Consider the following 25,791-nt stretch of genomic DNA (forward strand, 5'->3'; position numbering starts at 1 on the left):
ATCGTAAATAACCGATCATATCAAGCCTAAGTTATTTTTCATAGCTTTTTGTTCATTCTTTTTTGTCCGTTTTTTACAGGTTATTTGTGAATGGATTTCGTGTTATTTTTCAAATACAAAATTAATGGCATCATACCTTTTGAATCGCTTCAAAAAGTTATTAAAATAAAAAAATAAGGTATTTTTTATGTAATCAAATCATGATTCAGATTACGGTTTTCAAAGTATCCACTACTTTTTGCGATAAAAAAATTTAAGAAGGAAACAGCACTCAGGTTTTACAGCTTTAGGCAGATTCTTCGCCCAAACATTTTTATCTGAATAAAATTCGGAACAATGCTTTTATAAAAGGTCTTTTCGGACATTTTAAAATCACTTGAAAATCTTCAAACAAACTTGTTTCTTCATCTAAAAATTTGAAAATCAATTTTGGTTTTCCTTTTTTGAACAAAGAAGAAAAAATAGAACTTCCTGATTCATTGTGACGATACAGAATCTCTAAAAGCAGCAAATCATAAAACCAGAAACGGCTTTTTTTATGAAACGATTTCATATTGAGCAATCCCGAAGTTTTGGGAGAAGTATTATCACAAAGAAATTTTATTAATTCTGAAGATTTTTTATCTGAGTTTTTAAAAGTATAACCTGTACTTGCTTTTGTCCATCCGCCGGCAGTTCCAATGTTTAAAACTCTTTTGGTGTTTTTCTTCCAAAATGGATAACACGTCATCGGGATACTTCCCTGCTCCTTTTCTATAATTTCATAATGCCGAATTCCCAGTTTTTTTAAATACTTCTGAATTTCATTTTCGTATTCTTCTTCCGTAAGCAGCTTTTCTGAAAACAAAGTATATTCTACCAAAGCTTCTGTTGTAGAAACAGGCAGAACATACATAAATCTTGTATTGCCTTTTTGTTCCACCGAAAAATCCATGAAAACAACTTCATCCGGATTAAAAGCTTCATTTTCAGTTTTTATAAACCAGCCTAAAAAATGCTGCTGCAAAACGGGATATTTGTTTTGACCTTCGGCGAAAGCCTTAGTATAAATGCTGTTGAATAAATAATTACTGGTATATCTATTTTCTACAGTACCAACAAAAACATGAGTTTCGAGTTCGTTGATATCAGTTATTTTTTCGTTTAGAAAAGTAATATTCGAATGTTTTGAAATTTCTTCAAAAACAAAATTATAAAAATCAATTCCTCTAATTTTATTGTATTGATAAGGCTTCAACATCAAATTACGTTTAAAGCCTTCATTGGCAAATAAAGCCAAATCCCATTTTTTAGAAATAACAGAACTCCATACTGAATTTTCTTTTTCCCAAAAACACCAGGTTCTGTCGTTTATTTTCTTCGAATCCTGATCTAAAAGCAAAATAGATTTGTCACTGAGTTTTCCAGACAAAACCATTTTATAAATAGTCATTAAAGACGCAAGGCCTGTTCCGGTAAAAATGTAATCGTAGTGTTTAATTTGCGAAGAATTCATTCTCAAAAATAAGAAAATTTATTCTTTCAGTTTTTCTAAAAGAAGTTTAAAATCCTTTGGGCTTAAATAGTTGTTGTACTGTAGTATTATTTCGTTTTTTTCATTGAGAACACACAAAACCGGATATACAATTTGATTATTGATGGTTCCAAGCTGCAAAGCCAGTTCATGAACGCCCACATTATTTCCAGTAGGTTTATATTTAAACACCTGATTATTAAAAGTAATATCTCGTTTTTCTTCGGCATTAAAATCAATGAAATAGAAATCTGTGTTTAGTTTTTCGATAATTTCCTGATTTTTAAACGTCGTAGTTTTCATTCGCTGGCAAAACTGACACCAATCGGTATGAATAAAAACGATGATTTTTTGTTTTTGAATTTGCAGTAAACTATCTACTTCCTCAAAAGTTCTGCTTTTTAATTGGCCGAATCCTGTTGAAGTTATTCCGAAGAAGAGGAATATTATAAATAGCTTTTTCATGTTGTTGTTTTTTGGCCCGCAGATTTCACAGATTATATATCTTTCGTATCATTAAACTGGACTGAAGTCCAGCTCTACAATATGAATCGAGCCTATGGCTCTTTAAGTTCCAACGGAACGAACTATATTGTAGAGCTGGACTTCAGTCCAGTTTAATTATGAATTGCATTATTTCAATTTATATTTTTATATAATCTGCGGTTCATAAATTTACCTCAAAGTATATCGTAATCCTATAAACCCGCGAATAGTCTGATTTTGCCCATAAACATACGTTGTGTCAAAAGTTAATCCGTATGGATTATCTGGCGTAACCATGACTTTTCCAGCCGAATCATATTGTACATTTTTATCAAAAGGATCATTTGTTCTCGAAATCAAAAACGGATTATTCTGTTTTGGAGTAAAGTTCAGCAAATTTTTGATTCCGCCGTAAAGTTCGAAATTCTTCCAGCCTGCATAGGTAAATTGAATATTCTGAATACTGTACCAAGGCGAATTAGGATTTCTCGGATCGTATTCATTCAACAAAGGCAGTTTCATCGGGCTGTAAACATTTCCGGTATAATCCAATAGTAAATTCCATGGCTCTATTTTATAAGATACACTCCAGGTTCCTGTGAAATTTTCCGTTAGAAAAGGCCTTTCAGAAATTCCGTCCTGAACATTTTTATTGTCTAAAACCGTAGCACCCAGAATAAACTTTAAACCATTAGTAAAATTAACATCTACATTTGTGCTGATTCCCTGACTGATAGCATAGCCATCAATATTATCATAAATGATTTTATTAGGATCTGTTTCATAATCTGAAATAATTTTATTGCTGAAACGAGTATAAAAAGCCGTCGTTTCAATTCCGATAAAAGTTCCGTTATTAAGGTTTATTTTCTGAATATAATTCAAGTTTACATTTACAGATTGTTCGGGTTTCAAATCATTTTTAATTACAACTTCCCGTGAGCCCGTAAGTGCAGCGTGATCTTCGGTAAATAAATTCACAACGCGAAATCCAGTTCCGGCATTTAATCTGAAAATCGTATTATCGTTTGCTTTAAAGCGATATGCAAATCTTGGGGTAAAAATCGAACCGTGAATCGAATTATAATCGTAGCGCGCTCCCAGCAAAACCTGGCTCTTTGGTGAAAATGTAATTTCATCCTGAACAAAAATTCCCGGTAACCAGGTACTTTCAGCATCTTTTGTTGCCGGAGTATTATCGTCATAATATGAGTATCGATTCGCAATTCCGGCAAGTAAATCATTACGTCCAATCTTTTTATCCCAAGTCAATTGCAGGAAGCCTATTTTTTGATTCGCAATAAACGATGTTGTTCCGTATCGGCTGTCTTGATAATGCACATTTCCAGAAAAAGAAAGCATCAGTTTTTCTTCAAACGGCAATTGGTAACTTCCTATTAATTCTCCTCTTTTGGTATAAATACTTTCGCCGTAAATTTCATCTCCGCCGCGATATTTCTTCTCCCATCGAACATCGCCGCCCCAGCGGTCTTCATACATTCCGCGTGCAGCAATCGTAAACAGCCGATTATTATTTCGCTGAAAACTCCATTTATTAAAAACCGAAATACGGTCAGAAAGCGTAACATCTGTAAAATTATCGTTGTCTTTATCAACGACCAGATCATAATTGAAATAATTAATCCCTAAAAGAGAAGTCGCTTTTTTGCCGACATTAAATTTCATTCCCAAATCAAGATTATTTTCAAAATAAGTAGTTGTAAAATAATCCGCAGAAAACATTGGGGCATTTGTTGGGTTTTTGGTGATAATATTGATCAATCCCCCAACAGCCTCACTCCCGTAAAGAGACGAAGCAGGGCCTTTTACGATTTCTATTCTTTCCACCAAAGAATTCGGAATTCCAGATAAACCATAAACCGTTGAAAGACTGCTTACAATTGGCATTCCATCAATCAAAACTAATGTATAAGGACCTTCGAGTCCATTAATATGAATATCACCCGTATTACAAACACCGCAATTAAGCTGCGGTCGAACACCGTTTATATTTTGAAGCGCATCATAAATACTAGGCGTTGGATTTTTTTTGAAAAAAACCGGAGAATAAACCTCAACCGGAACGGCACTTTCTAAACGTTTCACCGGTTTTAAAGTTCCCGAAATTACTACTTCGTTAAGCTGGTTTTCATTGTCTTCTAAATCAATATCAAGATTGAGATTTTGTCCTTTTGTAATTGAAAATCTTTGGGTCACGGGTTTAAATCCTGTCGAGGCTGCTTGAATTTTTCCATCTTCAATAGCAACATTTTCAAAAACATAGTAACCTAAACTATCTGAAACTGTTTTTTGTTTTGTTCCCAATAGTTGAACATTTGCGGCTTGTAATTTTTGTCCGTTGCCAGTTATAAAACCAGATATTTTCGAGGTTTCCTGAGCAAAAGAAAAATGTAAGTTAAATAATATCAATATCCAAATTGAATTTTTCATCGTGGTAAAATTAATTTTAGACAAAACTAAAAATTAAATTTGACAAATATTTACTTTAAATTTAGAAATTTATAACTTTATTTATGTCAATATGTTATATTTCTATTTTAACACATAGAAACATAGATTTTTTTTTGGACTGAATTAAGAGTTTCAAAAAAACTAGCTTTCACACATAGCTATGTTTGTTAATGCAAGTGAAACGCCTTTTCAGAGCTATAAAAACTATGTCTCTATGTGTTTAAAAAATACATCCGTTAAAAATCCTCATCAATAAGATCTTTATTGATTACGGTTCCAGCAAAAGATCCTGTAGAAACCGCAATGGCTACAGATCGCATTTGTGTAGTACAATCTCCGCTTGCATAAACGCCTGTAATATTTGTTTTCTGCATAAAATCAACTTTTAACAAACCTTGTTCATTTATATCACAGCCCAAATCCGCTGGCAGCGGGCAGTGCTGCTCAAATGGCGGTCTTGCATAAATAGCTTTTACGGCAGCTTTTTCCTGATTTTTGAAGATGATGTTTTCGACGTATCCTTCTTTGTGGTCAAAAGAATCTATTTCTTCTTCAAAAATTTGAACACCGTGTTTTTTAAGTATTTCCGTTTGTTCTAAAGTCAAAGTTGATTTTCCGTTCGTGCATAATCTCAAATCTTTTGTCCAGTTCGAAATTAATTTTGCAAAATCAAATGCCATTTCACCATTAGCAATAACAGCTGTTTTCTCATTTTTAACTTCATAACCATGACAATACGGACAATGTAAAACCGAAATCCCCCAACAGTCTGCAAAACCATTAATCTCGGGAAGCAGATCTTTAACTCCGGTTGCAAACAGGATTTTTCTTCCACTAAAAATTTCACCGGATTCTGTTGAAACTTCAAATCCGTTTTCTTTCCTGAACGCTTTTACAGCAAGTCCATTATAAAAATGAACCGTTTTATAAAGATCAACTTGTAATTTGGCTTTCGCCGAAATCACAGCAGGCTTTTCACCATCTTGCGTAATAAAATTATGAGAATGCGGCGTTTGTCTGTTACAAGGTAAACCACTGTCAATAACCAAAACCTGACGCAGAGAACGTCCTAAACTCATTGCTGCAGATAACCCGCTGTAGCTTCCGCCAATGATAATCACATCAAAACTCTTTTGTTCCATAACTAATACTTTTAATGATTTTGTTTTCTATGTAATTTGTAATTAATCAAATGTCCGATAATCATTCCAATTCCGCCAAAATAAATGAGATCCAAATGAATCTCTAAGAATAAATCTGTCAAAATACTGATCCAGATTAAACTCATTGAAACAATCAAAATTAACGAAACCAAAAGACTTGATTTTTTCGTAATTTTGAGAATTGCAAATAAACCTGTCGAAGCAAATACTAAATCGATAATTGGGTTGTGACTTATGCCCAAAGGAAGGATTGTTAAAAGTGGAAAAATCAAACAATGAACCAGGCAGATCGTCGCGCTTGAAATTCCTAAAATATCGTAAAAGGATGAGGTTATTTTCTTCATTTGTTGTACATTTACTTAATGCAATTTTGTTGCAAATATACATATAAAAATCAATTGCAACATTGTTGCGTTAAATTTTTTAATTCAAAATAAAATGAAAGTTACACGTAACACTACAGCAAAGACAGCCGTTTTAGAGGTTTTTGAGAAATCGAAAACGGCGCTGTCCCACACCGAAATTCAAAAACAATTGAACAATGTCTGCGATCGTGTTACTATTTATAGAATTTTAGATCGTTTGGTTAACGACGATATCATTCATAAAATTTCGAATCTTGACGGTACAGTAAAATATGCAAAATGCAATCATTCGCATCAAAGAGTACACATTCATAACCATGCTCATTTTAGCTGTGAGAACTGCCATGAAATTACTTGTCTCGAAACTGTAAAGCCAAGTTATATTATGCCCCACAATTATAAAGTAAACGAAATAAACTTCACCCTTTCCGGATTATGCCCAAAATGTTTGAATTCTAACATTTAAGTTTTAGACAAGTCTAAAAATATTGTTGAGCGAATATAATTTTTCTATATATTTGGTAAATCAATATTTTAAAAATGACCAAATCATTAGAAGAAGTTAACCAATCGGTTGCTACAGAACATAAAAAAACAGGTTTCAGAAAAATATTAGCCTTTTTAGGTCCGGCATATTTAGTAAGCGTTGGATACATGGATCCCGGAAACTGGGCGACAGATATTGCCGGCGGAAGTCAGTTTGGCTACACTTTAGTCTGGGTTTTATTAATGAGCAACTTAATGGCTTTGCTTTTGCAGAGTTTAAGCGCAAGGCTTGGTATTGTAACACAGCGCGATTTGGCGCAGGCTTCCAGAGAAACCTATTCAAAATACATTAACTACATTTTATACTTTCTAGCCGAAATTGCGATTGCAGCCTGTGATTTGGCCGAAGTTCTCGGAATGGCGATTGGGATTAATCTGTTATTTGGGATTCCGCTTTTTGAAGGCGTTTTGATTACCGTTTTAGATACTTTCCTTTTATTATTCTTAATCAATAAAGGAATCCGTAAAATGGAAGCTTTTATTATCGCTTTGGTTGCCATTATTGGTTTCTCTTTCATTTTCGAAATGATCTTTGCAGAACCGGAAGTTTCTAAAATTATTGCTGGACTTGTTCCTTCTATTCCAAATTCGGCTGCTTTATATATTGCAATCGGAATTATTGGGGCAACTGTAATGCCTCATAATCTTTACTTACACTCTTCTTTGGTTCAAACCAGAAAATTCGACCGAAGTCCGGCCGGAATCAAACAGGCTTTAAAATACAATTTTATAGATTCTACAATTGCTTTGAATCTGGCGTTTTTTGTAAATGCTGCCATTTTAATTCTGGCTGCTGCGACTTTCCACAAAAACGGAATGTTTGAAGTTGCCGAGATTCAGGATGCGCATAAATTCCTGGAGCCTTTACTAGGAACAAAATGGGCGCCAATATTATTTGCTGTTGCCTTGATCGCTGCGGGACAAAGTTCAACTGTAACCGGAACGCTTGCCGGACAAATTGTGATGGAGGGTTATTTACATTTACGTATTCAGCCTTGGGTTCGCCGAATCATAACACGTTTAATTGCTATTGTTCCGGCTTTAATCGTTATCTGGATTTATGGAGAAAGTGTAACCGGAAAATTGTTAATCTTAAGTCAGGTTATATTGAGTCTGCAATTAGGATTTGCAATTATTCCTTTGATTCATTTTGTGAGTGATAAATCAAAAATGAAAGGTTTTCATATTTCAAGGACTACTCAGGCTGTTTCCTGGATTATTGCTTCGATTATTGTTTCATTAAATGCGAAATTAGTTTATGATGAAATTACTTCATGGCTTGAAAATTCAAATAATCCGATAGTTTTATGGCTTACTGTTGTACCGATTGCTCTTGCTTTTTCTGCATTACTGCTTTATATTGTGTTCAAACCTTTTATTGTAAAAGCTAAATCGAAGTTTGTGAATCATTCTCCACATAATTTAAAATTACAGTTTTCCCCAAAAGAACATCAAAGCTTAAAAAACATAGCGATTTCAGTAGATTTTTCACATGCCGATGAAGCGGCACTGAACCAGGCTTTTGAATTAGGCGGAATCGATACACAATATACCTTAATCCATATTGTAGAAACTGTTGGTGCATTAATGTATGGAGTTCAGGTACACGACTATGAAACTACAATCGACAAAAAATTATTATTAGAATATCAGGATATGCTTTCGAAGAAGGGTTTTAAAATTAAAACTGAACTCGGTTTTGGAAAACCAACCAAAGTAATTCCGAAGATTATAAACGAAGGAAATTTTGACATTCTCGTTATGGGAACTCACGGCCACACTGGATTGAAAGATCTTCTTTTTGGTACAACTGTAGACAAATTGAGACATAAAATTTCAATACCTTTGTTGATTGTTAAAAAATAGTTCTTTTTAGAGAGACAAAGGTTCAGAGGTACAAAGTGACAAAGATTTTCCCTCAATCTAAAATCTAAAATCAACACTCTAAAATCTAAAATCGAATGACTTTCTCAGAAGAAAATTATCTAAAATCTATATATCACTTAACTGCAGCTTTAGAAACTGAAGTCAGCACGAATGCCATTGCAGAAATTATGGAAACAAAGGCCTCGTCTGTAACGGATATGCTGAAAAAACTGGCAGAGAAAGATTTGGTTAATTATAAAAAATACCAAGGGGTTTCTTTAACCGAAAACGGAAAACTGGCCGCTAAAATGATTGTTAGAAAACATCGTTTATGGGAAGTGTTTTTGGTAGAGAAACTAAATTTCAGCTGGGATGAAGTTCATGATATTGCAGAGCAGTTAGAACATATCAAATCTGAGCAGTTAATTAACCGTTTGGATGATTTTTTAGGAAATCCTACTGAAGATCCGCATGGTGACCCGATTCCGGATGCTAACGGCCGAATTATTAAAATTGAAAAACAACTGCTTTCTGAATTATCAGAGAATCAAACCGGAGTTTGTGTTGGTGTAAAAGATACTTCTTCAGAATTCCTAAAATATCTCGATAAACAAGGAATTGCTTTGGGTTCTAAGATTGAATTTCTTTCTAAAGAATCTTTCGATTTATCGGTAAAAATTAAGGTCGCCGGAAAGGAATTATCTATTTCGAATAAAATTGCTTCTAATTTGTTTGTGAAGCTGGTTTAGCTGGTTATTCCGCAGAGATTCACGAAGAAGTTTCGCGGAGATACACTAAGATTTTATTCTTTTGTCAGACTGAGCGAAGTCGAAGTCCAGCAAAGTGATTCAGCAAACGGGGCTTCGACTTCGCTCAGCCTGACAAATCAGATATGTTTGCCTAAAATTATTATTTAAACAATTCCTTTTTCAATCATTTCCAACATAACCGGCGAAGCGTTTTTAAATGTAGGAGGCTGCTCAATAATACTTCCAGCATTCTTTTTATTTACTTTGAAAGTAACGTCGTTATCTGTAGTAAACAAAAGTGCGGTTAGAAATGGTTTTTTGATATATGAACCTAAAACCAACAACGCTTCATCTAAAGTGTGAATGCTTTCGATTTCTTCTGTTTTATAACGAGAAGTCAATGAAATGGAGAACGTATTATCTTCATTTAAAACTAAACGAAAATAGATATTCTTAATCTCCGTATCGCCCATCGTTTTGGCCAAAGTCAGTTTTGCGAAAGTTCCTGCTTGGATGCTTTCTTTAACTCGTTCACAAAAAAGGGCAAATATTGGTTCGTACATTTTTTTAAGGTTCTAAAGTTCTGAGATACTAAGGCTCTAAGTTTTTTAAGCCTTTGTTTATTATTTTACCGCAAAGTTACACTAAGATTTATAAATTTTTTCTTTGTGAACCTCTGTGCTATCTCCGCGCAACTTTGTGGAATAACTTATTTTCCTGTAAATTCAGCTTTACGTTTTTCTAAAAACGCTGTAGTTCCTTCTTTAAAGTCCTGAGTTCCGAAACATTTTCCGAACGATTTTATTTCGGTGTCGAATCCGTTTTTGCCGTCTTCAAAATTAGCATTGATTGCTTTAATCGCTTTTGCAATTGCAAACGGAGCGTTTTTAATGATTTTTTGAGCAATTACGTTTGTAAATGATAAAAGTTCTTCTTGCGGTACTACGTGATTTACTAAACCATATCGTTTCGCTTCTTCAGCAGAAATCATCGCTGCGGTCATAATCATTTCCATCGCACGGCCTTTCCCCACTAATTGCGGTAAACGCTGTGTTCCTCCGTAACCGGGAATCAATCCTAAAGTTACTTCCGGCAGTCCCATTTTTGCATTGTCTGAAGCCACTCTAAAATGACAGGCCATTGCCAGCTCTAATCCACCACCTAATGCAAAACCGTTAACAGCTGCAATAACCGGTTTTTTAAGGTTTTCGATATAATCAAATAAAGATTCTTGCCCTTCACTTGCTAATTGTGCGCCTTCAATAACAGTAAAATTAGCAAATTCCGAAATATCAGCTCCCGCTACAAAAGCTTTTTCACCGCTTCCGGTTAAAATAATAACGCGAACATCATCACTTTTCCCTAATAATTTAATTGCATTACTTAAATCACTGATTGTTTCTTTATTTAATGCATTTAGTTTTGCAGGTCTGTTAATTGTAATTGTAGCAACTTTTTCCTCAATAGAAATTAAGATATTTTCGTAGTTCATGACGCTGAATTTAAGAGTTTGTAATAGGTAAAGAAACTCTAAATGTAGTTCCTTTTCCATAAGTTGATTCAAAGGTAATTGTTCCTTTGTAATTTTCTATAATGTTTTTTATAATTCCGAGTCCAAGCCCCATTCCGCTGGTTTTGGTAGTAAATTTTGGCTCGAAGATTCTTCCGATATCTTGTTTTTGGATTCCAATTCCGTTGTCTTTTACCGCAATTTCAACATTATTGTTTCGTCTTTTTACCGTAACCACAATCGATTTTTGAAACTGGCTTTCGGGAATTGCCTGTGTTGCGTTTTTAACCAAATTGGTAATCACACGAATCAATTGTGTACGGTCCATTTTCGAAATGATTTCTTCTTCGTCACTTTCAAAAGAAATATAATCTTCATTGAAAATATCCAAAGCCAATTCGACAACCTCAACTACATTCAAGGTTTCGTTTTGCTGTGCCGGCATCGAAGCAAAGTTTGAAAATGCCGAAGCCACCGCTGTCATGGTATCAATCTGTTGAATTAAGGTTTCAGAGTAATCATTCATTTTCTGCTTTACATCAGGATCATTCGGATCGAACTTTCTCTGGAAACTCTGTACCGTTAAACGCATCGGCGTAAGCGGATTTTTAATTTCATGCGCTACTTGTTTTGCCATTTCGCGCCAAGCTTCTTCACGTTCACTTTGCGCTAGTTTAATGGCGCTCGTTTCTAGTTTATCAACCATTCCGTTATAAGCTTTTATAAGGAAATTGACTTCTTTGCTATTGGCTTCTAAAACAATTTTTTCGTTTTTCTGATCTAAGTTGGTTTCTTCCAATCTGTCGGAAATTGTTTTTAGGGATTTTGTGATATATGTCGAAAGGAAATATGCCAATGCAAAAGCCACAATCAGCATAAAAGAATACACCTGGCTTAAGCGAATCAGAAAAGTATTCAATTCATTATCGTAATATCCATCGTCTTCTAAATATGGAAGGTTTAAAATTCCGAGCGGTTTGAATTTTTCGTCTTTTATTAAACTATATGATGATCTGTTTTTGACTCCGTCGATAGTTTTAATATCTACAAAGCGTTTTTCGATTGAAGAACGAACTAGTTTTAGAATATATTCTGGAATTGGCGGTGCAATTTTATCAACGGCAAAAGACTCTTTGGAAGACTTCAGCAGTTTTCCGTCAAGGCTGTAGATATTAATTTCAATTTTATGAATCTGCGCTAATTCGTGGATTTTATCTTTAAAAATTAAATCCAAATTTTGGGTTTTAAGCGGATAAGTCGTTGTAGAAAGCACATAATTGATATGTTCTTTTACCGCATTCTCTTTTCTTTCTAAACGTTCCTGGTGATATTCTTTGGCCTCAGTTTTAAACTGAATAATCGAAATCGAAGCCAATAAAAAAGATGCCACAACAATCAATACAATCATCGACAGGAAAATCCTGGTACGAAGTGAAAGCATTGTCATTTTGATGTTTAGCATGTTCTATTTGTTTTGTTTGTTTCAAGTTTCAGGTTACGCTGCGAATTGCAGCTTGAAACCTGAAACTAAAAAAACTATTTTTTGCCACAGATTAAAAGGATTATGAGGATTAAAAAAATCATTTAAATCCTTTTAATCTGTGGCAAAAAAAAGAATTAGTGAAAATTCGTGAAATTGCTTCGCCTGTTCGTTATCGCTCGAGTCGTGGCAAACTCTTTTTATTTTTTTTCTCGAATTCGTTTATAAAATCTGAATCCCAGCATTATTAAAACCGAGAATAAAATGATTCCGATTACGCCGTAAATCCAGTTGATGGCACTTTTTAAAACTACTAAAAAGACAACGGCAAATAGGATAATGGTTGCTCCTTCATTCCATAAACGCATAAAATTATTGGAATATTTTACCTCATCGTTTTGTAATTGTTTAAAAATCTGATGGCATTTTCCGTGATATAAATATAAAAGAAAAACGAAGCATAATTTTACGTGCATCCACGGCATTTTGAGCCAGGCATTTCCTAAATCGGTAAAAAACAGCATCCAGAAAGCAAAAATACTTGCCAAAACCGCCGACGGCCATGTAATAATGTACCACAAACGGTAGGCCATTATTTTGTATTGCGCCTGCAAAATTTCTTTTTCCGGAGATGGTTTTTCATTGGCCTCGATTTGGTAAACAAACAAACGCACAATATAAAACAAACCTGCAAACCAAGTGATTACAAATATAAGATGCAGTGATTTTAAATAATTATAGTACTCCATCATAAAGTCTTTTTTCTTTACTCTTTCTTCTATTCTCTATTTTGCCCAATCATTAATCCAGTTACTAACCGTCTGACACCATTCGTCATTATCATTCAAACATGGAATTGCCAAGAACTCTTCGCCTCCTTTTGCTTCAAAATCTTCTTTGGCACGCATTGTGATTTCCTCTAAAGTTTCTAAACAATCAGTAACAAAAGCTGGAGTTACAACTGCAATTTTCTTGATTCCTCTTGACGGCATTTTATCGATTTCAACATCAGTATAAGGTTCAAGCCATTTATCGCCCGCTAATCGTGATTGGAAAGTCACACAATATTTATCTTTCGGAATTCCTAATTGTTCTACAACTAATCGAGTTGTTTCATAGCAATGTGTTCTGTAGCAGAATTCAGCTTCAGGAGTTCCTACTTCGCAGCACATTTCGTTGGTTACGAATTTTTTATGTGATTTTGTTTTATCTGTTTTACGAACGTGACGCTCTGGAATTCCGTGGTATGAAAACACTAATTGGTCATAATCATATCCTTGCAGATTCTTTTGGATTGAATCTGCTACATTTTTGATATAATCCGGTTTATTGTAAAATGCCGGAACATCGCTAAATTTCATGTTTGGAAATTTCTTCTTGCGGATTTCTTCTGCTAAAACTAAAATTGTCAAAGTCGAAGCCATCGCATATTGCGGATAAAGCGGGAAAAGTAAAACTTCGGTAACGCCCTGGTCGTACAGTTTTTGCAAACCTTTTTCAATTGTCATTGACCCGTAACGCATTGCCAGCTCAACCGGAACATTGGCTAAAGGCTGTACTTTTTTGTGCATTCTTTCAGAAAGAACGATTAACGGAGAACCTTCATCCCACCAAATTTTCGCGTAAGCGTGTGCCGATTCTTCTGGTCTTTTTCTTAATATAATACCACGAACCAACAATGCTCTCAATAAATACGGAACGTCAATCACATATTTATCCATTAAAAATTCATCTAAATACGGTTTTACATCTTTTGGTGTTGGACTATCCGGTGATCCTAAGTTTATTAATAATACGCCTTTCATTATTTTTTTGCTTTAGGCTTTAAGCTCTAGGCTTTAAGCTTTTATTTTGTTTTTAAAATTTCGTCAAAAGTATGGTTTGAAACTTTTTAGAAATATGATAATTATTACTTTTTAATTATTGTAGAATATCTAAAATCAATATTGTTAAAAATTTTCACGCAGATTTCGGAGATCTTGCAGATTTTTTAATTCGTGCCAATCGCGATATTTGTGGCAAATAAACTTAAACATTCGCATTAATAGACATCAAGTATTTTTTTGGAGTTGTTGCAAATTTTTTCTTGAATGCCGCTATAAAGTGGCTTCCGGTACTGTAGCCAATTTTAAGTCCAACTTCGTTTACGTTATAAGAACCGCTGTCTAAAAGTTTTCGGGCGAAATCCATTTTGTAATCAAAAAGAAAACCGTAAACCGTGTCGCCGTAAATTTGTTTGAAACCCATTTTTAGTTTCTTCAAGTTCAAACCAATTTCATCTGCCAGTTCTTGCAATCCCGGAGGTTCAGCCATATTGGCGATGATAATTTCTTTGGCTCTTCTAATTTTTAAAACGTTATCTTCATCAATCAAAAATGGACATTGTTCTGCGTTCGGATCTTCGGTTCTGTTAAAATATAAACTCAACAATTCGTATCCTTTTCCTTTATAGTAAAGGTTTTTTATGGACGGATGAAGGTTGTAATGAAACAGCTGGCTTAAGACAATAGCCATAGAAGGACTGATGTTTCCTTCATTATAATATTTTTTGTCCTTATTATCAGGACTTAAAAAAGTAATATAATCTGCTTCGGCAGAAAATAACGCGTGAAATTTTTTTATGGAAACAATTACCGAAATCACCCAGGAATTTGGAGCAAGCTCTAAATTCAATGGTAATTCTTTCTGCGGATTGTATAAAAGCAGTGATTTTTCTTCTTTCAATTCTAAAGCATAATTGCCCTGATTGAACAAAAATTTAGCATTGCCTTTTATACCGAAGTGAAACTGTATCAGGCCTGTACCTATTTCGTGCTGCGCATAAAAAGGCTCTGGACCATCGTTTTGAAAACGGATCAGCGTAAAGTCGTCTTCAATTTTTATAACTTCTTGAGAACTCATAGCGATATTTTTTTGAAACTAAAACCAAAAGAAAAGCAAAATGTTATTTAGAATGACTCTAAACAAATCATTTCAAACAAGTTGATTTTGCTACAAAAGTACTCCTTTTTGTATAAAATCAGACGTTTAGAATCAAAAATTCACGCAGCGATACAAAAAGTACTTTCAGCGTTACTTTTATAAACAGTATAGTGATAATTTTGTTAAACTTTTATGAAAGTGAATTTATGGAAAACAATAATGTACCGAAACACCTTTATTTTTACTCAGTTGGTCTGAGTTATAAAAAAGCTGATGCTGAGGTCAGAGGTCAATTTAGTTTGGATGCAATTGCTAAAACGCGTTTGCTGGAACAAGCTAAAAACGATGGAATAGAAAGTTTAATAGTAACTTCAACCTGCAACAGAACTGAGATTTACGGTTTTGCAGAACATCCATTTCAATTAATAAAACTTATCTGCGACAACAGCAACGGCTCTGTTGATGCTTTTCAAAGAGTTGGTTTCGTTTATAAAAATCAAGAAGCAATTAATCATTTATTTCGCGTAGGAACTGGTTTAGACAGTCAGATTCTGGGCGATTTCGAAATTATATCTCAAATAAAAACCAGTTTTACCCATTCAAAATCAATGGGTTTAGCCAATGCTTTTATGGAAAGACTGGTCAATGCGGTAATTCAGGCGAGTAAAAGAATTAAAACAGAAACAGAAATCAGTTCTGGTGCTACTTCGGTTTCTTTTGCTTCGGTTCAATACATTCTTAAAAATGTTGACGATATCAGCAATAAAAATATTTTGCTTTTCGGAACAGGAAAAATCGGAAGAAATACTTGTGAGAATTTAGTGAAACATACTAAAAATGAACACATTACTTTAATCAACCGAACTAAAGATAAGGCTGAGAAACTGGCCGGAAAACTAAATTTGATTGTTAAAGATTATTCTGAATTACACTTAGAACTTCAAAAAGCTGATATTGTAGTTGTAGCTACCGGCGCGCAAAACCCAACAGTTGACAAAGCGATTTTAAACCTTAAAAAACCATTGTTGATTTTGGATTTGTCTATTCCGAAAAATGTTCATGAAGATGTGGAGGAATTAGAAGGCGTAACTTTAATTCACATGGATTATTTGTCTCAATTGACAGATGAAACATTAGAAAACAGGAAATTACATATTCCGGCGGCCGAAGCAATTATCGAAGAAATAAAAGAGGAATTCATTATCTGGATGAAAGGCCGAAAATTTGCGCCAACGATCAATGCTTTAAAAGAAAAACTAAATGCAATTAAAAATTCGGAATTAGATTTTCAAAGCAAAAAAATTGCTGGCTTCAATGAAGAGCAAGCAGAAATTATCAGTAACCGAATCATCCAAAAAATCACTACTCATTTTGCAAATCATTTAAAAGATGACGACACCATGGTTGATGAAAGCATCGAATGGATCGAAAAAGTCTTCAAAATAAAAGCATCTTAAATTTTATATTTTAAACCATATAAGTTATATAAGTTCATTTAATTGCAAACGCTTAATTTTTGTTTTTCAATCAAACTACTTAAATTACTTATATGGTGAAATTCAACAAAATGGCTGAAAAAACAATCAGAATTGGAACACGCGACAGCGAATTAGCACTTTGGCAGGCACATACTGTCGAGAAAAAACTAAATGACTTAGGTTATAAAACCTCAATTGTTGCGGTTAAATCTCAAGGTGATATTATTCTGGACAAACCGCTTTACGAACTGGGAATTACCGGAATTTTTACTAAAACACTAGACATTGCCATGATTAATGGTGATATTGATATTGCGGTGCACTCTATGAAAGATGTTCCAACGGCTTTACCAAAAGGAATTGTTCAGGGTGCAGTTTTACCAAGAGCCAATGTTATTGATATTTTGGTTCATAAAGGAAATCCTGATTTCGACAATAAACCAAGTACGATTGCAACAGGAAGTTTACGTCGTCAGGCGCAATGGTTTAACAAATACCCAAATCATACGGTCGTTGATTTACGTGGAAACGTAAATACTCGCATGCAGAAACTGCAGGACAATGATTGGGACGGAGCTGTTTTTGCTGCTGCAGGTTTAGAGCGAATTAACTTAAAACCTGAAAACTATATTAATTTAGATTGGATGATTCCTGCGCCTGCACAAGGAGCAATGCTCGTTGTGGCAATGGAAAATGACAATTATATACTTGATGCGCTTTCGCAGTTAAATGATATCGAAACTGAAATTTGTACGTATATCGAACGTCAGTTTTTAAGAACACTTGAAGGCGGATGTACTGCACCAATCGGAGCTTTGGTAACATATAATGAGGACGAAGATACTTTACATTTTCAAGGTGTTTTGCTTTCTATTGACGGAAAACAAAAATTGGAAATCAATAAAACCGTTGATATTTCAGAATGGAAAAAATTAGGTTTCCATTCGGCGCAGGAGATTTTGAATAATGGCGGAACAGAATTAATGCAGAAGATTAAAGAATCCCTGAAAAAATAATGGCAAAATCAGCTCAGATATTATCTACGAAAATATTATCTCCTCTTCAAAAACAAGAGTTGACAAAAGCCGGTATCGAAGTAATCGAAGCCGATTTTATCAAAACCGAAAACAAACCTTTTGAACTTAAAAACCTCAACGAAAGTTTAATTTTCACCAGTCAAAATGCTGTTCACAGTGTTTTATCAAATCCAAAATCAGAAGAGCTTAAAAGTAAAAACGTGTATTGCGTTGGCTTAAAAACAAAAATCCTTTTATCTGAAAACGGATTTAATGTTGTGGCTTATACGGGTTATGCTTCAGATTTAGCCGAAATTATTTCATTGATTTACAACAAAGAAAGCTACACTTTTTTTAGCGGTAATCTTCGAAGAGACACTTTGCCCGAAGCCTTAAGAGAAGCAGGAATTAAATTCAATGAAATTCAGGTTTACGAAACTTCTTTGCAGCCTCAAAAAATTAAAGCAAACCCAGAAGCTATATTGTTTTTTAGTCCGTCTGGTGTTGAGAGTTATTTAAAAGATAATTCGATTAAAAAAGAAACCTGTTTCTGTATTGGCGAAACTACTGCCGAAGCTTTACATAAAATTACCAAAAACATCATTATTGCAGATCAGCCAACAATTGAGGATGTGATTGAAGATGTAATTAACGAATACAAATAGCAATAAGCTTTAGGCAGTAAGCCATAAGCTAAAAATTAAAATAACAAAACGCTTAAAGCCTAAAGCTTAAAGCCTAAAGCAAAGAAAAAAATGTTAAAAAACGACCTATTTTTAAAAGCATTAAAAGGAGAAACTGTTCAGCGTCCGCCAGTATGGATGATGCGCCAAGCCGGAAGATATTTACCGGAATTTATCGAACTACGTGATAAATACGATTTCTTTACACGTTGTCAAACTCCTGAATTAGCTGCAGAAATTACAGTCCAGCCAATTCGCAGAATTGCTCCGGATGCTGCTATTTTATTCTCGGATATTTTAGTTGTTCCGCAAGCAATGGGAATTGAAGTTTTAATGAAAGAAAATATTGGTCCGTTTATCCCAAACCCGATTCGTTCTATGGCAGATGTTCATAGAGTTTATGTACCGGATATTCAGGAAAGTCTTGGTTATGTAATGGATGCCATTAAATTGACTAAAGAAATGCTGAACGACGAAGTACCGTTAATTGGTTTCGCTGGTTCGCCCTGGACAATTTTTTGCTACGCTGTTGAAGGAAGAGGTTCAAAAAGTTTTGATATGGCAAAAGGATTCTGCTTTTCAAATCCGGTTGCTGCACATACCTTATTACAAAAAATCACTGATACTACTATTTTATACTTAAAAGAAAAAGTAAAAGCGGGAGTTGATGCTGTTCAGATTTTTGATTCTTGGGGAGGAATGCTTTCTCCTGTTGATTATCAGGAATTTTCATGGAAGTACATCAACCAAATCGTTGAGGCTTTGGCCGATTTAACTCCGGTTATTGTTTTCGGAAAAGGATGCTGGTTTGCTCTTGGTGAAATGGGTAAAAGCCGGGCTTCTGCTCTTGGAGTAGACTGGACTTGTTCGGCTAGAAATGCTCGTTATTTGTCTGGCGGAAATATTACTTTACAAGGAAATTTTGATCCGTCAAGATTACTTTCTCCAATTCCAACAATTAAAAAAATGGTTCACGAAATGATCGATGAGTTCGGAAAAGATAAATATGTTGTAAATTTAGGTCACGGAATTTTACCAAATATCCCTGTAGATCACGCAAAAGCGTTTATTGACGCGGTTAAGGAATACGGTATTTAGTAGTCAGTTTTCAGTCGCAGTATTCAGTTACAATTGGCTTTCCTGCAAGGTTTTCAAAACCTTGTAGGTATAAAATAATAAACTATTGAAATAAGAAAGAACACCTACAAGGTTTTGAAAACCTTGCAGGAGATGAAAATAGGAAAGAATGAAATTAGAAGTTCTGGAAAAAGATCGTTATTATCATATTTATAATCGTGGCATTAACGGAAATAACATTTTTGAAAATGATGCTAACAAACTTTATTTTTTAAAGCAATTAGCAAAATATTCCGGAGATAAAATATCGATTTTTGCTTATTGTTTGATGAATAATCATTTTCATTTAGTAATTCGCCTGAATGTTGAAGAAAAAGAGGTAACTCAGGCTTTTTCAAATTTATTCAATTCTTATGCTAAAGCTTTTAATAAACAAACCCAAAGAACAGGAAGTTTATTCGAAAAGCATTTTAAAAGAATAAATCTAAAAGACGAAAATTATCTAAAGCAGGTGATTATTTACGTTCACTTAAATCCGAAACATCATTTTGATTTAGATTTTAAAGATTTCAAATTTTCATCATATCAAGCTTTCTTATCTAGTAAAGAAACAAAAATGGAGCGGGACGAAGTTTTAACTTTATTTGATGATTTAGAAAATTTCATTTTTTGCCATAATCAAAAGAATAATCTTTTAAATGAAACTTATACTTTTGAATGATTCAGGTATGTCCTGCAAGGTTTCCAAAACCTTGTAGGTTTATTTAGACAATTTTTATATATCATATGTCCAATTAATACCTACAAGGTTTTGGAAACCTTGCAGGAAACGTATAAATAATGTTAAACAAAGGTTTAAGAGACGAAGAAAAAATCAGAATTGATAACGTTCTTAAAACATTAAGAACACTCATTTTTGTGCCTTATCCTTTGAGTCATTTACAAAAATCAGATATTGAAAATCAATTAAAAGAGTTTGGACTAAATATTCAAACGTTAATAGATTATTCTAATGAAGAGTTAATTACCTTATTAACCCGTCTTCATTTTGACTGGGAACAATTAGAACAATTTGGTGATATTTTAATAGAATTCTCAAAAGAAGAAAACCATAATTTTGAAGAAAAAGCTTTAGCTGTTTATCAATATATTCAACAGGAAAGCAAAGTTTTTTCTTTTGGAATAAATGCTAAAATTGCTTCGCTAAAAAACAGATAAAAATGAGTTTTACAGATTGGAAAACAGACCGAATTGAAAATATTCTTCCCGAAGAGTTTTATAAACTAATTGACAAGAACAAAAATCACATTAAAAAAACTTTCCCTGTAACATTAGCTAATTCTGACTCTTTAGAAAAAGCTCATAATTTCCTAACAGTCAGTCTTGAAAAAGAAAAAAACAAAGAAGGATTTCATTTTTATGCCCGCGATATGAAAACCAACAATTTGATTGGTTATTTATGTATAAAAAGCGTTGATTTTCGTATTTCAAAATGTGAACTGGGGTATTTCATTGACGAAGATTTTCAAGGAAAAGGGATTACATCAAAAATGGTTTCAGATGCATTAGACTTTTGTTTTAATGAATTGAAAATGAATAAAGTTTTCATATGTACTTCTGAAATCAATCTGGTAAGTCAGCGAATTGCATTAAAACATAATTTTAAACAAGAAGGAATTTTACGAGACGAATTTAGAAACGGTGACGGCGAATTGCAAAACACTGTTTATTTCGGCTTGCTTAAATCAGAATACAATACTCATGAAAGATAAATTTTACGCATACATACAAAACCTGCAAGATCAAATCTGTGCAGGATTAGAAGCTGTTGACGGAACGGCAAAATTCCGTGAAGATCTTTGGAAACGTCCTGAAGGCGGCGGAGGAAGAACACGTGTTATTGAAAACGGTGCTGTTTTTGAAAAAGGCGGTGTAAACATTTCTGCTGTTCATGGGAAACTTCCTGAAACCATGCAAAAAATGTTTGGTGTAGGCGAAGCTGATTTTTTTGCCTGCGGATTAAGTCTGGTTATTCATCCCCAAAACCCAATGACGCCAACAGTACATGCCAATTGGCGTTATTTTGAAATGTATGATGAAAACGGAAAAGTGATCGAACAATGGTTTGGCGGCGGACAAGATTTAACGCCTTATTATTTGTTTGAAGAAGATGCTAAACACTTTCATCAAACTTGTAAAACGGCTTGTGACAAACACAATCCGGAGTTTTATCCGAAATATAAAAAACAATGCGATTCTTATTTTTGGAATGCACACCGAAATGAAGCGCGTGGAATTGGCGGTTTATTCTTTGATTATTGCAAAGCAAATGAGCAAATGTCAATGGAAAACTGGTACAACTTTGTAACCGAAGTCGGAAATAGTTTCCTTGAAGCTTATGTGCCGATTGTGGAAAGAAGAAAAAATTTAGAATATACTCCTGAAAACAGAACCTGGCAGGAAATCCGCCGGGGCCGTTATGTCGAATTTAATCTCGTTCATGACAAAGGCACTTTATTCGGTTTAAAAACAAACGGAAGAATTGAAAGTATCTTGATGAGCCTTCCTCCACACGTGCAGTGGGTTTATGATCATCATCCAGAAGCCGGAAGTGAAGAAGAGAAATTAGTAAATGTTTTAGAAAATCAGCGAGAATGGATCTAAAAATGATTTATATAACGTTTTTTGTCAGCGTTTTTGGGTGCTTTGCCCAGAATGATTCGCTGCGAAATCCGTATTTTAAATCATATAATGATAAAATTACCGCCAGTATTTATTATTTAGATACTTCTAATAGTTTTCAGATCGCTTCGGATGATCAGGAACCCAAAACATTTCTTAATCTTATTCCGAATCGAAGAGAACAAATTGGTTTTAATCTGAATTATAAGATCATTGATATTTCGGTTGGTTTTGCGCCTAAATTTCTTTCTGGCAATAAAGGCGATTCTCATTCCAAGCATTTTAATTTTAATACCCGTTTTTACTATAAAAAATGGATGCAGTCGTTTACTTTCATTAATCAAAAAGGATTTTATGTCAGTGATGATAATGTAACAGCACAACTGCCAAGAATGCGTACTACGAAAATTGGCGGAACGACATCGTATGTTTTTAATGATAAGTTCTCTTTTAAAACATTGATAAGCCAAAACGAATGGCAGACTAAAAGCTCAGGAAGTTTTATCCCGACTTTCTCATTTTATTACACCAACATTGACTTAAATGCTCCCGACACAACACCGGGCGACATCTATGTATTTACACTGGCACCATCCTACTTTTATAATTTTGCAATTAGTGACCGTATTTTGATTGGAGCAGGAGTTGCTCTGGGTGCCGGAATTAATGATATTGACGGAGATACCTCAGCTTTATATCAGGCAGATTTAAATTTAAAACTGGCTTATAATAATGACCGTTTCTTTGGTTATGCAAGTCTTAATTCAGTAAGTTTTTCTCAGGATGATAAAGTCGACCCGCGGCTCAACGATAATATTGCCACTTTAAAACTTTCTCTGGGTTATCGATTTAATCCTCCAAAAGAAGTGAAAAAGGTTTATGATAAAGTAAATGACAAAATAGGTTTGTAATGTTTAATCTAAAATAAGAAATTATGGAAAAGGTGAACGTAGAACAGTTAAACCGCATGAATTCAGGAAAAGGATTTATTGCAGCATTAGATCAAAGCGGCGGCAGTACACCAAAGGCATTATCGCAATATGGTGTTGAAGAAAACAGTTATACAAATGACGAAGAAATGTATACTCTTGTACATGAAATGAGAACCAGAATTATTAAAAGTCCGGCTTTTGACAGCCAATATATTCTAGGTGCTATTTTGTTTGAAAACACAATGGACCGCAAAATAGATGGAGAATGGACTGCTGATTATTTGTGGAAGAAAAAAAACATAGTTCCGTTTTTAAAAGTCGACAAAGGTCTTGCTGATCTTGCAAACGGAGTTCAGTTAATGAAACCAATTTCAAATCTGGAAGAATTGCTGACACGTGCTGTAGAACGAAATGTTTTTGGTACTAAAATGCGTTCTGTTATTAAAGAAGCAAACGCCGTTGGAATCCGCGAAATCGTGGAACAGCAATTTGAAGTAGGGAAACAAATCTTTGCAAAAGGACTTATCCCAATTATAGAACCTGAAGTTGATATTTACAGCGCAGACAAAACAAAATCAGAAGAAATTCTAAAAGAAGAAATCATAAAACAGCTTAACAAATTAGATAAAAATGTAAAAGTGATGCTGAAATTATCTATTCCAACTGTGAATGACTTTTACAGCGAACTAATTTCTGATTTACATGTTGTACGTGTTGTGGCTTTATCCGGCGGGTATTCCAGAGAAGAAGCTAATCAAAAACTGGCACAAAACCACGGATTAATCGCAAGTTTCTCAAGAGCATTGTCTGAAGGACTTACTGCTGGTCAGTCTGACGATGAGTTTAACTCAAAACTTAGCACAACAATTAAAGAAATTTACGAGGCTTCGATCCAATAACAAAACTGAGCTTTAAATATAAAAAATCCCCGAAAGTTTAAATTTTCGGGGATTTGTATTTTATGGATTTAAAACTATTTAGCTATTATTTCTTCTGCTAAATCTAAGGTTTGCAAAATGATATTTTTGTCTGACTTTAAAGCGTTTAATTTAAGCGCAAAATTCAATTTGTTGTTGATCATTTTTTTAGGAGCTTCCATTGTTACGTCTGAAAATTGTTCTGAAACCCTATTTAATTTGCTTACTTCTTCTAATTTAGCTTCTTCAGATTTACTGTATGCCTGAATCAGTTCGGCAATATTTAATTTAGCAAACATGTAATTTTTCTTCAAATCATTTTTTGCCTCTTTCGTAAATGTTCCATATTCAGTACCAAAATATTCTAATGTATTCGAAACCACAACAACATCTTTATCTTTTCTGATAAATACATCTCCATATTCTTTAGTTCCGGTAATGATATAATAATTATCTTTTTGAACCAGCATCTTTTTACGAATACCTAATTGTATCAGTTTATCAGCAAAAGTTGGGTGCGTGGAAGTAAAAATCAGAGAAAATAACGGAATTGATTTCTTTATCTTTTTATCTTTTACAACCTCTGCATAATTTTCATCATAGTCATACGATTTTGTCACAACCTCAACTTCTTTAAAACCATATAAAAAGGCACTTAAATCACCATCAAAAAGTGTTGCTGTCGCTTCTTCATCTACTATTGTCGAAATTAAATCGGTAATAATGGTGATGTCTTCTTTTAAAAGTTTTGGACTTTGAAATATATCTGCGGTTAACGATGGAAATTTTTCAAGTGCTGCTTTTGTATTGATATGATAAGACATATAACCCAAAGGTTTCTGCGCAGGAAAATAATTAAACACATTCTTATTTATTTTTCTATTCGTGATTTTGCCCATAATTTCTGCAAACTCTTGAGAATATTCAATAACTTCTTCTACTCGTGCGTTATTGCTGTCAAAATAAAAATCTAGATTAATACCTTTTATAAAATTTTCGAAGTTCTTCTGCATTGGCAAAAATTTATCATAACCTCCAAATATTGCCATTGGATAATTGTACACAGAGTATAAACTTGTCATTGCAGAACTGTAATTTATCCATGACGAAATATCGGCATTGGCATTTATTTTTTCTGAACTTGGCGCAGTAAATCCATTTTCAAATAATAATTTTACAATCTCGCTTAGTTTTTCCGCTTGTTTTAGATTAAAAGCGGCTTCCTGAATAGTATATTCAGCACTAGGAGTATAATTCTGTGTATCATTATATGGCGCCGAGACTTCTTCTGTCGGAGCATCAATCATTATTGAAGTTTCAACTACTCTTTCCTCTACTGCCGGTGGTGAAACAGTCTCAATTCTTGTTTCTTCTATAGGCTCTATCATAACTTTAGTTTCCTCATATCCTACTTCAGTTGAATCAGATTTATAAGTATCATATTGATTAGAATAAGGCGTTCTTTGGGTTAATTCTAAAATCACTAAATAATTATCATTCCAAGCCAGTGTTTTGTTTTTGCCTTTTGGATTAAAAACAGCATATTTGCCAAAATCCTTAATGGCATTTTCAGCCGAATCATTTTTTGTATTCGCGCCAAATTCCTGTATTATTAATTGTTTAACAGCTTCTCTGTTCTTTACTGGAATTGTAACTTGATAATACGGAATACTGTCTGAGAATTTTCCGTGAATAGTAATTTTTTGATCTAACTGAATAACCGAAGTATACTTAGCAAAATCCAAGTCTGGTTTTTTGCTGCCATATTTAGTTATTATAGGATGATTCAAAATTTCGCCCACACTTACTTTTTTAGAAAGCTGGTTTCCGTTAAACTGTACAAAATAATCGTATTCATTTTTATTGATCTGACCAAAAGTCAAATACGTAGCAAGTAAAAAAAGTAAAGTATAAAATTGCTTCATAAGTAAAGG

The 25,791-nt window shown here is 33.9% G+C and carries 25 protein-coding genes; 13 read left to right on the top strand and 12 right to left on the bottom strand.

Annotated elements, in window-relative coordinates; translation table 11 throughout:
- Positions 1-313: 313 nt before the first annotated feature.
- From AABD74_RS04445 to AABD74_RS04465, 5 genes are all read right to left on the bottom strand, one after another.
- Positions 314-1,495, bottom strand: coding sequence for a lycopene cyclase family protein (locus tag AABD74_RS04445; RefSeq protein WP_406844796.1), 1,182 nt, complete (start codon positions 1,493-1,495; stop codon positions 314-316).
- A gap of 18 nt (positions 1,496-1,513) precedes the next feature.
- A complete protein-coding gene (locus tag AABD74_RS04450; protein WP_232679906.1) occupies positions 1,514-1,978 on the bottom strand; it encodes a thioredoxin fold domain-containing protein in 465 nt (154 codons plus the stop codon).
- Between the two features lie 210 nt (positions 1,979-2,188).
- Positions 2,189-4,450: a TonB-dependent receptor domain-containing protein gene (locus AABD74_RS04455; protein WP_406844797.1), complete on the bottom strand. Its 2,262-nt coding sequence runs from the start codon at positions 4,448-4,450 to the stop codon at positions 2,189-2,191.
- A 257-nt stretch (positions 4,451-4,707) separates the two neighbouring features.
- Complete coding sequence (locus AABD74_RS04460) at positions 4,708-5,613, bottom strand: NAD(P)/FAD-dependent oxidoreductase (protein ID WP_406844798.1); 906 nt, start codon at positions 5,611-5,613, stop codon at positions 4,708-4,710.
- A gap of 11 nt (positions 5,614-5,624) precedes the next feature.
- Complete coding sequence (locus AABD74_RS04465; RefSeq protein ID WP_232679902.1) at positions 5,625-5,978, bottom strand: MerC domain-containing protein; 354 nt, start codon at positions 5,976-5,978, stop codon at positions 5,625-5,627.
- 94 nt (positions 5,979-6,072) lie between these two features.
- Between AABD74_RS04465 and AABD74_RS04470 the strand changes: the two genes are divergently transcribed.
- The 3 genes from AABD74_RS04470 to AABD74_RS04480 all read left to right on the top strand — a co-directional run bounded on the left by AABD74_RS04470 (position 6,073) and on the right by AABD74_RS04480 (position 9,160).
- The gene (locus AABD74_RS04470) at positions 6,073-6,465 is read left to right on the top strand and encodes a Fur family transcriptional regulator (RefSeq protein ID WP_232679900.1); all 393 of its coding nucleotides are present in this window, start codon (positions 6,073-6,075) and stop codon (positions 6,463-6,465) included.
- Positions 6,466-6,539: 74 nt separating this feature from the next.
- On the top strand, positions 6,540-8,411 hold the full coding sequence (locus AABD74_RS04475; RefSeq protein ID WP_406844799.1) for an Nramp family divalent metal transporter: 1,872 nt from the start codon (positions 6,540-6,542) through the stop codon (positions 8,409-8,411).
- A 95-nt stretch (positions 8,412-8,506) separates the two neighbouring features.
- Positions 8,507-9,160: a metal-dependent transcriptional regulator gene (locus AABD74_RS04480; RefSeq protein WP_232679897.1), complete on the top strand. Its 654-nt coding sequence runs from the start codon at positions 8,507-8,509 to the stop codon at positions 9,158-9,160.
- 164 nt (positions 9,161-9,324) lie between these two features.
- On the opposite strand, the gene AABD74_RS04485 is transcribed toward AABD74_RS04480, so the two are convergent.
- From AABD74_RS04485 to AABD74_RS04510, 6 genes are all read right to left on the bottom strand, one after another.
- Complete coding sequence (locus AABD74_RS04485; protein ID WP_180856182.1) at positions 9,325-9,723, bottom strand: hypothetical protein; 399 nt, start codon at positions 9,721-9,723, stop codon at positions 9,325-9,327.
- A gap of 146 nt (positions 9,724-9,869) precedes the next feature.
- Entirely contained in the window at positions 9,870-10,652 is a 783-nt protein-coding gene (locus AABD74_RS04490; RefSeq protein WP_406844800.1) for an enoyl-CoA hydratase/isomerase family protein, read from the bottom strand.
- Between the two features lie 10 nt (positions 10,653-10,662).
- Positions 10,663-12,078, bottom strand: coding sequence for a HAMP domain-containing sensor histidine kinase (locus tag AABD74_RS04495; protein ID WP_232680085.1), 1,416 nt, complete (start codon positions 12,076-12,078; stop codon positions 10,663-10,665).
- A 272-nt stretch (positions 12,079-12,350) separates the two neighbouring features.
- Entirely contained in the window at positions 12,351-12,899 is a 549-nt protein-coding gene (locus AABD74_RS04500; RefSeq protein WP_406845625.1) for a CopD family protein, read from the bottom strand.
- 36 nt (positions 12,900-12,935) lie between these two features.
- Complete coding sequence (gene hemH, locus AABD74_RS04505) at positions 12,936-13,955, bottom strand: ferrochelatase (protein WP_406844801.1); 1,020 nt, start codon at positions 13,953-13,955, stop codon at positions 12,936-12,938.
- A 223-nt stretch (positions 13,956-14,178) separates the two neighbouring features.
- Positions 14,179-15,051, bottom strand: coding sequence for an AraC family transcriptional regulator (locus tag AABD74_RS04510; RefSeq protein WP_056207368.1), 873 nt, complete (start codon positions 15,049-15,051; stop codon positions 14,179-14,181).
- Between the two features lie 227 nt (positions 15,052-15,278).
- On the opposite strand from AABD74_RS04510, the gene hemA reads away from it, so the two are divergent.
- The 10 genes from hemA (at position 15,279) to AABD74_RS04560 (ending at position 23,839) form a co-directional block, all read left to right on the top strand.
- The gene (gene hemA / locus AABD74_RS04515; protein WP_232679891.1) at positions 15,279-16,529 is read left to right on the top strand and encodes a glutamyl-tRNA reductase; all 1,251 of its coding nucleotides are present in this window, start codon (positions 15,279-15,281) and stop codon (positions 16,527-16,529) included.
- Between the two features lie 110 nt (positions 16,530-16,639).
- A complete protein-coding gene (gene hemC, locus AABD74_RS04520; protein ID WP_406845626.1) occupies positions 16,640-17,566 on the top strand; it encodes a hydroxymethylbilane synthase in 927 nt (308 codons plus the stop codon).
- Positions 17,566-18,231 carry a uroporphyrinogen-III synthase gene (locus AABD74_RS04525; protein ID WP_406844802.1) on the top strand — a complete coding sequence of 222 codons (666 nt, stop codon included), beginning with the start codon at positions 17,566-17,568 and terminating at the stop codon, positions 18,229-18,231. Before hemC ends, AABD74_RS04525 begins: the two co-directional genes overlap by 1 nt.
- 90 nt (positions 18,232-18,321) lie before the next feature.
- Complete coding sequence (gene hemE / locus AABD74_RS04530) at positions 18,322-19,347, top strand: uroporphyrinogen decarboxylase (RefSeq protein WP_232679887.1); 1,026 nt, start codon at positions 18,322-18,324, stop codon at positions 19,345-19,347.
- A 148-nt stretch (positions 19,348-19,495) separates the two neighbouring features.
- On the top strand, positions 19,496-20,047 hold the full coding sequence (locus AABD74_RS04535) for a transposase (RefSeq protein ID WP_232679885.1): 552 nt from the start codon (positions 19,496-19,498) through the stop codon (positions 20,045-20,047).
- Between the two features lie 119 nt (positions 20,048-20,166).
- Positions 20,167-20,544 carry a hypothetical protein gene (locus tag AABD74_RS04540; RefSeq protein ID WP_406844803.1) on the top strand — a complete coding sequence of 126 codons (378 nt, stop codon included), beginning with the start codon at positions 20,167-20,169 and terminating at the stop codon, positions 20,542-20,544.
- A gap of 2 nt (positions 20,545-20,546) precedes the next feature.
- Positions 20,547-21,098: a GNAT family N-acetyltransferase gene (locus AABD74_RS04545; RefSeq protein WP_406844804.1), complete on the top strand. Its 552-nt coding sequence runs from the start codon at positions 20,547-20,549 to the stop codon at positions 21,096-21,098.
- Complete coding sequence (hemF, locus tag AABD74_RS04550) at positions 21,088-21,990, top strand: oxygen-dependent coproporphyrinogen oxidase (RefSeq protein ID WP_406844805.1); 903 nt, start codon at positions 21,088-21,090, stop codon at positions 21,988-21,990. The genes AABD74_RS04545 and hemF overlap by 11 nt, the downstream gene beginning before the upstream one ends.
- A 2-nt stretch (positions 21,991-21,992) precedes the next feature.
- Complete coding sequence (locus AABD74_RS04555; protein ID WP_232679876.1) at positions 21,993-22,919, top strand: DUF4421 family protein; 927 nt, start codon at positions 21,993-21,995, stop codon at positions 22,917-22,919.
- Positions 22,920-22,951: 32 nt separating this feature from the next.
- Positions 22,952-23,839 (top strand): fructose bisphosphate aldolase, encoded by an 888-nt coding sequence (locus tag AABD74_RS04560; RefSeq protein WP_406845627.1) that lies wholly within the window; start codon positions 22,952-22,954, stop codon positions 23,837-23,839.
- A 74-nt stretch (positions 23,840-23,913) separates the two neighbouring features.
- On the opposite strand, the gene AABD74_RS04565 is transcribed toward AABD74_RS04560, so the two are convergent.
- On the bottom strand, positions 23,914-25,782 hold the full coding sequence (locus AABD74_RS04565) for a hypothetical protein (protein ID WP_406844806.1): 1,869 nt from the start codon (positions 25,780-25,782) through the stop codon (positions 23,914-23,916).
- Positions 25,783-25,791 lie beyond the last annotated feature (9 nt).

Origin of the sequence: Flavobacterium soyae (assembly GCF_045348165.1) — a bacterium.
In the GTDB taxonomy this organism is placed as follows: domain Bacteria; phylum Bacteroidota; class Bacteroidia; order Flavobacteriales; family Flavobacteriaceae; genus Flavobacterium; species Flavobacterium soyae.

What these genes read in the sequence shown, in the direction of transcription:
- AABD74_RS04445 (WP_406844796.1), bottom strand. Translation starts at nt 1,495, where the DNA reads ATGAATTCTTCGCAAATTAAACACTACGATTACATTTTTACCGGAACA.
- AABD74_RS04490 (WP_406844800.1), bottom strand. Translation starts at nt 10,652, where the DNA reads ATGAACTACGAAAATATCTTAATTTCTATTGAGGAAAAAGTTGCTACA.
- AABD74_RS04545 (WP_406844804.1), top strand. Translation starts at nt 20,547, where the DNA reads ATGAGTTTTACAGATTGGAAAACAGACCGAATTGAAAATATTCTTCCC.
- hemH (WP_406844801.1), bottom strand. Translation starts at nt 13,955, where the DNA reads ATGAAAGGCGTATTATTAATAAACTTAGGATCACCGGATAGTCCAACA.
- AABD74_RS04485 (WP_180856182.1), bottom strand. Translation starts at nt 9,723, where the DNA reads ATGTACGAACCAATATTTGCCCTTTTTTGTGAACGAGTTAAAGAAAGC.
- hemC (WP_406845626.1), top strand. Translation starts at nt 16,640, where the DNA reads ATGGCTGAAAAAACAATCAGAATTGGAACACGCGACAGCGAATTAGCA.
- AABD74_RS04535 (WP_232679885.1), top strand. Translation starts at nt 19,496, where the DNA reads ATGAAATTAGAAGTTCTGGAAAAAGATCGTTATTATCATATTTATAAT.
- AABD74_RS04460 (WP_406844798.1), bottom strand. Translation starts at nt 5,613, where the DNA reads ATGGAACAAAAGAGTTTTGATGTGATTATCATTGGCGGAAGCTACAGC.
- hemF (WP_406844805.1), top strand. Translation starts at nt 21,088, where the DNA reads ATGAAAGATAAATTTTACGCATACATACAAAACCTGCAAGATCAAATC.
- AABD74_RS04565 (WP_406844806.1), bottom strand. Translation starts at nt 25,782, where the DNA reads ATGAAGCAATTTTATACTTTACTTTTTTTACTTGCTACGTATTTGACT.
- AABD74_RS04470 (WP_232679900.1), top strand. Translation starts at nt 6,073, where the DNA reads ATGAAAGTTACACGTAACACTACAGCAAAGACAGCCGTTTTAGAGGTT.
- AABD74_RS04465 (WP_232679902.1), bottom strand. Translation starts at nt 5,978, where the DNA reads ATGAAGAAAATAACCTCATCCTTTTACGATATTTTAGGAATTTCAAGC.
- AABD74_RS04540 (WP_406844803.1), top strand. Translation starts at nt 20,167, where the DNA reads ATGTTAAACAAAGGTTTAAGAGACGAAGAAAAAATCAGAATTGATAAC.
- AABD74_RS04495 (WP_232680085.1), bottom strand. Translation starts at nt 12,078, where the DNA reads ATGATTGTATTGATTGTTGTGGCATCTTTTTTATTGGCTTCGATTTCG.
- AABD74_RS04480 (WP_232679897.1), top strand. Translation starts at nt 8,507, where the DNA reads ATGACTTTCTCAGAAGAAAATTATCTAAAATCTATATATCACTTAACT.
- hemA (WP_232679891.1), top strand. Translation starts at nt 15,279, where the DNA reads ATGGAAAACAATAATGTACCGAAACACCTTTATTTTTACTCAGTTGGT.
- AABD74_RS04455 (WP_406844797.1), bottom strand. Translation starts at nt 4,450, where the DNA reads ATGAAAAATTCAATTTGGATATTGATATTATTTAACTTACATTTTTCT.
- AABD74_RS04510 (WP_056207368.1), bottom strand. Translation starts at nt 15,051, where the DNA reads ATGAGTTCTCAAGAAGTTATAAAAATTGAAGACGACTTTACGCTGATC.
- AABD74_RS04555 (WP_232679876.1), top strand. Translation starts at nt 21,993, where the DNA reads ATGATTTATATAACGTTTTTTGTCAGCGTTTTTGGGTGCTTTGCCCAG.
- AABD74_RS04525 (WP_406844802.1), top strand. Translation starts at nt 17,566, where the DNA reads ATGGCAAAATCAGCTCAGATATTATCTACGAAAATATTATCTCCTCTT.
- hemE (WP_232679887.1), top strand. Translation starts at nt 18,322, where the DNA reads ATGTTAAAAAACGACCTATTTTTAAAAGCATTAAAAGGAGAAACTGTT.
- AABD74_RS04450 (WP_232679906.1), bottom strand. Translation starts at nt 1,978, where the DNA reads ATGAAAAAGCTATTTATAATATTCCTCTTCTTCGGAATAACTTCAACA.
- AABD74_RS04475 (WP_406844799.1), top strand. Translation starts at nt 6,540, where the DNA reads ATGACCAAATCATTAGAAGAAGTTAACCAATCGGTTGCTACAGAACAT.
- AABD74_RS04500 (WP_406845625.1), bottom strand. Translation starts at nt 12,899, where the DNA reads ATGGAGTACTATAATTATTTAAAATCACTGCATCTTATATTTGTAATC.